The sequence below is a fragment of the Falsiroseomonas oryziterrae genome, from assembly GCF_021864505.1.
GTDB classification, from domain to species: Bacteria; Pseudomonadota; Alphaproteobacteria; order Acetobacterales; family Acetobacteraceae; genus Falsiroseomonas; species Falsiroseomonas oryziterrae.
This window is the reverse complement of the sequence record NZ_JAKJIB010000533.1, coordinates 1-1661: the sequence shown is the minus strand read 5'-3', so window position 1 is coordinate 1661 and position 1661 is coordinate 1. Positions and strand designations below refer to the sequence as shown.

At 72.0% G+C, this 1661-nt stretch carries 2 protein-coding genes; both read right to left on the bottom strand.

The genetic code is table 11. The annotated features are described in order from the left end of the window. On the bottom strand, positions 1-385 hold a 385-nt coding region (locus L2I40_RS22845; RefSeq protein WP_237217657.1), incomplete at its 3' end, for an ethanolamine ammonia-lyase light chain EutC. Continuing rightward, the coding region (locus L2I40_RS22840; RefSeq protein ID WP_237217656.1) for an ethanolamine ammonia-lyase subunit EutB at positions 382-1661 on the bottom strand (1280 nt) is incomplete at its 5' end. The genes L2I40_RS22840 and L2I40_RS22845, both read right to left, overlap by 4 nt.

Here is a 1661-nt window from a genome sequence, read left to right as displayed (position 1 = left end):
CGGCGTCCAGCGCCGGCCGCAGCGCGTCGAGCAGGGCGGGGGCCTGGGTCGCGACGCCGCTGGCGCAGAGACCGTCGGCGACGACGAGCGCCAGGCAGCCGGGCTTCGGCGTGGCGGCGAGCGCGGCGCGATCCTCGGTGCGAAGCCGCCGGCCGAGATCGGGGCGCAGCAGATAGGTGCGTCGATCCGGCGCCTCGCTGGCCACCAGACGCGCATCGGGGAAGGCCGTCGTGTCGAGCTCGGACCAGACGGCGTCGCGGGCGCGCGCATGCGCTTCCTGGAAGTCGAGATGCGCGGCGGTGGGCTGCGCGTGGCCGACACGTCCGAGTGCGACCCGCGCGGTGGTGAAGCGGCGCAGGTCGCGCCAGAGGACCGGCGCGGTCATGCCAGCACCGGTCCCATCGGGGCCGGCAGGCGGTCCGGCGTGCGATCGGCAAGGCCCATGCGGTCGAGCCAGGCGGCGAATTCCGGCGCCGGGCGCCTACCCAGCACCGCGCGCGCATAGAGCCCGTCGTGGAAGGAGGTGGATTGGTAGGCCAGCATCACGTCGTCCGCGCCCGGCACGCCCATGACATAGGTGACCCCGGCGACGCCGAGCAGCGTCAGCAGCGCGTCCATGTCGTCCTGGTCAGCCTCGGCGTGGTTCGTGTAGCAAACGTCCACCCCCATCGGCAGGCCGAGCAGCTTGCCGCAGAAATGGTCCTCGAGCCCGGCGCGGGTGATCTGCTTGCCGTCGTAGAGGTACTCGGGGCCGATGAAGCCGACGACGGAGTTCACCAGCAGCGGCGAGAAGGCGCGGGCGACGGCATAGGCGCGGGCCTCGATGGTCTGCTGGTCGCAGCCGTGATGCGCCTCGGCCGAGAGCGCGCTGCCCTGGCCGGTCTCGAAATACATCACGTTGCTGCCGAGCGTGCCGCGCTTCAGCGCGAGGGCTGCCTCATGCGCCTCGCGCAGCAGAGCGAGCGACACGCCGAAGCTCTCATTCGTCTTCTGCGTGCCGCCGATGGACTGGAAGACCAGGTCCACCGGCGCGCCGCGCTCGATGGCGAGCAGCGTCGTCGTGACATGGGCAAGCACGCAGGACTGCGTCGGGATCTCGAAGCGCGCGCGGAGTCCGTCCAGCATGCCGAGAAGCCGGCAGAGATTGTCCACATTGTCGGTGGCCGGGTTCACGCCGATCACCGCGTCGCCGGCGCCGAGCAGCAGCCCATCCAGGATCTGCGCCGCGACGCCGCGCGGGTCGTCCACCGGATCGTTCGGCTGCAGCCGGATGGAGAGCGTTCCGGGAAGCCCGATCGTGTTGCGGAAGCGCGTGACGACGCGGCACTTGGCCGCGATGCTGACCAGGTCCTGCAGGCGGCAGATCTTGCTGACGGCGGCGACCATCTCCGGCGTCAGACCGGGCGCGAGGGCCGCAAGCGTCGTGCTATCGGCCTCGCCCAGCAGCCAGTCGCGGAAGCCGCCAACGGTGAGATGCGAGACCGGGGCGAAGGCGCCCGCGTCGTGGCTGTCCATGATCAGCTGCGTGACCTCGTCCTGCTCGTAGGGCACGACGGCTTCGGCCAGGAAGTGCTTCAGCGGCAGGTCGGCCAGCGCGCGCTGCGCCGCCACGCGCTCCGCCGCGCTGGCGGCGGCGACGCCGGCCTGGCGGTCGCCCCAGC